The sequence below is a fragment of the Albidovulum sp. genome (genome assembly GCF_049646345.1).
Classification (GTDB): domain Bacteria; phylum Pseudomonadota; class Alphaproteobacteria; order Rhodobacterales; family Rhodobacteraceae; genus Albidovulum.
This window is the reverse complement of the sequence record NZ_JBARVQ010000426.1, coordinates 1-3,116: the sequence shown is the minus strand read 5'-3', so window position 1 is coordinate 3,116 and position 3,116 is coordinate 1. Positions and strand designations below refer to the sequence as shown.

The window sequence follows — 3,116 nt, the reverse complement described above, 5'->3', positions numbered from 1 at the left end:
GTGAAGGGCAATGAGTAGATCAGCGAGGCCAGAACGAGGCCGGTGAAGGAAAAGGTCAGCGTGGTGCCGGTCAGCGAGAGCCAGAATTGGCCAAGCGGGGCCGTGGGGTTGAAGGCGATGAGCAGGTAGAAGCCAAGCACGGTCGGCGGCAGCACAAGCGGCAGCGCCGTCACGGCCTCTACCACCGGCGCAAGGCGTGACCGGCTGCGGGCGAGCCACCAGGCGAGCGGCGTGCCGAGGATCAGGAGAAGGGCGGTCACGATGGCTGCAAGCTGGAGCGTCAGCCAGAGGGGGCCGAGGTCGGTCATTCGCCCGCCTCATAGCCGAAGTTGCGGATGATCGCATGGGCCGCATCGCCCTGCAGCCAGTCGAGGAAGGCGCGGGCGGCTTGGTTGTTCGCCCCGTGGCTCAGCAGGATCGCATCCTGCCGGATCGGGTCGTGAAACCCCTCTGGCACCCTCCATCCCGTTCCATCTTTCGTATCTGCCGAGGCCGCGACAAAGCCCAGTGCCGCCGCGCCAGAGGCCACGAGCGCATAGGCCTGCCCAATGTTTTCGGCGGTTACGATCTTGCTGTTCAGATCGCCCGAAAGCCCCATTTTTTCAACGGCCTGCATCGCGGCCTTGCCATAGGGTGCCAGGGCCGGGTTGGCGATGGCTACATGCCGGGCCGCCCTCAGGGCTGTGGCGGGATCGGAAAGGTCGCGGGTCGGATCGGCGGACCAAAGGAGAAGCGCGCCGGTCGCGTAGGTGAACGAGGTGCCGGGCAATGCGTGACCTTCGGCCGCGAGCCTTTTCGGTGTTTCCGCATCCGCCGACAGAAACGCATCGAAGGGCGCACCATTCGCAATCTGGGCTGCGAGTTTGCCTGTGGCCCCGGCGGTCAGGGTGACCTCGTGGCCGGTTTCCGCATTGAACGCCCCGGCCAGCGCCTCGGCGGCAGGGCGGAAGTTGGTGGCGACGGTGACCAATGCGCTCTCTGCCCGCGCGGCGGCGGCAAAGAGGCAGAGGGCGAGAGGCAGGATCAGGCGCATGGCATTCCGTTATGTTCATTCGGAGATAACGGGGCTTCCGCCTGCCATGCAAGCGTTATTTCCGTTCGGGAATATCGGCGAGCCGGGTCAGCTCCGCGATTTCGACCTCGGTCGCGCTCGCCGCATTGCTCTGCATCTGCCGGTAAAGCTGCAGCACGTCGCGTCCGGCTTCGGTCAATTCTGCCCCGCCATGTCCGGCGCCGCCGCGGCTGGAGGCAACCAGGGGCGCGCGGAACATTCCGTTCAGCACCTCTACAAGGCCCCAGGCGCGCTTGTAACTCATCTTCATCCGCTTTCCGGCGGCGGATATCGATCCGGTTTCGGCGATGCCCTCCAAAAGGTCCGCCTTGCCGGGGCCCAGCCATTCGCCACCCCTGAGCGTGAGGCGCAGCTTCAGTTCGGGATGATCCTTGTCCGCCATCAGAAGACCGGGGGGCGTTGCGACGGCCAGTTGGTCGCGCGGTGATAGGCGTGGCCCATGGCAAGGATGCGGGCATCGCTGCCGGTCGGGCCGAACAGCTGCACCCCCATGGGCAGGCCATCTGCGCCGAACCCGGCGGGCAGCAACAGGCAGGGCAGGCCGATCAGGCTGACGGGAACGGTGATCTCCATCCAGCGATGATAGCTGTCCATCGCCCGCCCCGCCACCTCGCGCGGCCAGGTCCAGTCGGCCGGGAAGGGCCAGACCTGTGCCGAGGGCAGGGCGAGCGCGTCGAAACGGTCGTAAAGCCGGGCCGCCGTGGCATACCAGCGCGAACGGATCTCGCTGGCGCGGAAGAGGTCAGCGGCGGTCCGGGTCAGGCCGGTCTCGATCTCCCACAAGGTCTCGGGCTTGGTCAGGGCGCGTTTGGCGGGGTCGTCAAAAAGGTCGCGTTTGGCGCGGGCGGTGATGGCGGAACGGAGCACGGTCCAGCTGTCCCACAGGTCTTCGGCGGGGAAGGGGGCGGCGATGGGCTCCACTATCGCGCCGAGGTCTTCGAAGGCGGCAAGCGCCCCCCGGCAGAGCTCAAGAATGCCGTCCTCAACCGGATAGGCGCTGTCCCAGTCGGCGAGCCAGCCGATGCGCTTGCCCTTGATCCCGGTGGTCAAGAGGTCTGAATAGGGCTCGGCCGTGCGCCCGAACGGGGTGCCGGGGTTGGGCCCGGCGAGGATTTCGAGGAAATGCGCGATATCCTCGGGGCTGCGGCCCATCGGGCCATCGGTTGTGAGGGTCGAGAGGAACGTATCGCCTTCGGCATCCTGCGGCACCAGCCCCCAGCTTGGGCGGAACCCGTAGACATTGCAGAAGGCCGCCGGATTGCGGAGCGAGCCCATCATGTCGGACCCGTCGGCAACGGGCACCAGCCGCGCGGCCAGCGCCGCCCCGGCACCGCCCGAAGAACCGCCTGCCGTTCTGGTCAGGTCATAGGGGTTGCGCGTCACCCCGTGGACCGGGTTGTAGCTGTGCGATCCCTGACCCCATTCCGGCGTATTGGTCTTGCCGATAAAGATCGCGCCCGCTTCCCGCATCCGCGCGGCGATCAAGTCATCCGCCTCTGGCACGAAATCGGCATGGAGGGGTGAGCCATATGTGGTTCGCAGCCCCCTTGTGGCGACAAGGTCCTTCACGGCGAGCGGCATCCCGTGCAGCCAGCCGCGCCGGGGAAGGCGGTCCATCGCCTCCGCTTCCGCCAGAAGATCCGCCTCGGGGCGGAGTGAGACGATGGCGTTCAGGCCGGGATTCAGGGCGGCGATGCGGTCAAGAAAGGCCTCCATGACCGTGCGCGCCGTCAGCTGCCCGGCCGCCATGCGGCGCGACAGGTCCGTCGCCGACAATGTGCAGATATCCATGCCGTCCTCATCGCCGTCCGGGATCAGACCTATCGCGTTTCGGGCGGGCAGTGAATCAGAATTCGGTCGTATCACAGTTTGAACTGCGCGCCTGTTGCGGGTGTCGGTGGCCGGGCAGCGCCCGACCGCGGGTGGGCGCACCTACGGGTTTGCAGGGCACTTTATCGTGCCGCCACGTCCGATTTCGGTTCTACTTGAAACGGTGCAGGAGCGCCCGCCCATGGGGCGGTCGGGCGCTGCCCGGCGGCGCGCA

The 3,116-nt window shown here is 67.0% G+C and carries 4 protein-coding genes; all 4 read right to left on the bottom strand.

The window, feature by feature from the left end:
• Positions 1-308: molybdate ABC transporter permease subunit (locus tag WBB85_RS10685; RefSeq protein ID WP_432638602.1), on the bottom strand; the 308-nt coding region annotated here is incomplete at its 3' end.
• A complete protein-coding gene (modA, locus tag WBB85_RS10680) occupies positions 305-1,033 on the bottom strand; it encodes a molybdate ABC transporter substrate-binding protein (protein ID WP_432638601.1) in 729 nt (242 codons plus the stop codon). The genes modA and WBB85_RS10685, both read right to left, overlap by 4 nt.
• A 55-nt stretch (positions 1,034-1,088) precedes the next feature.
• Entirely contained in the window at positions 1,089-1,454 is a 366-nt protein-coding gene (locus WBB85_RS10675) for a winged helix-turn-helix domain-containing protein (RefSeq protein ID WP_432638600.1), read from the bottom strand.
• Positions 1,454-2,863, bottom strand: coding sequence for an amidase (locus WBB85_RS10670; RefSeq protein WP_432638599.1), 1,410 nt, complete (start codon positions 2,861-2,863; stop codon positions 1,454-1,456). The genes WBB85_RS10675 and WBB85_RS10670 overlap by 1 nt, the downstream gene beginning before the upstream one ends.
• Between the last annotated feature and the right edge of the window lie 253 nt (positions 2,864-3,116).

What these genes read in the sequence shown, in the direction of transcription:
- modA (WP_432638601.1), bottom strand. Translation starts at nt 1,033, where the DNA reads ATGCGCCTGATCCTGCCTCTCGCCCTCTGCCTCTTTGCCGCCGCCGCG.
- WBB85_RS10675 (WP_432638600.1), bottom strand. Translation starts at nt 1,454, where the DNA reads ATGGCGGACAAGGATCATCCCGAACTGAAGCTGCGCCTCACGCTCAGG.
- WBB85_RS10670 (WP_432638599.1), bottom strand. Translation starts at nt 2,863, where the DNA reads ATGGATATCTGCACATTGTCGGCGACGGACCTGTCGCGCCGCATGGCG.